At 54.6% G+C, this 238-nt stretch carries 1 rRNA gene; it reads left to right on the top strand.

Annotated features, from left to right (window positions below):
• Positions 1-238 (top strand): 16S ribosomal RNA (locus BHE89_RS02905); the annotation flags it as partial.

Here is a 238-nt window from a genome sequence, read left to right as displayed (position 1 = left end):
AGATTGAACGCTGGCGGCAGGCCTAACACATGCAAGTCGGGCGGTAACAGGAGAAAGCTTGCTTTCTTGCTGACGAGCGGCGGACGGGTGAGTAATGTAGTGGGGATCTGCCCGATAGAGGGGGATAACTACTGGAAACGGTGGCTAATACCGCATGACGTCTACGGACCAAAGCAGGGCTCTTCGGACCTTGCGCTATCGGATGAACCCATATGGGATTAGCTAGTAGGTGGGGTAA

The sequence above is a fragment of the Shigella sp. FC1967 genome (assembly GCF_001743005.1).
Taxonomy (GTDB): domain Bacteria; phylum Pseudomonadota; class Gammaproteobacteria; order Enterobacterales; family Enterobacteriaceae; genus Proteus.
This window is presented reverse-complemented; position numbering and strand designations above follow the sequence as displayed.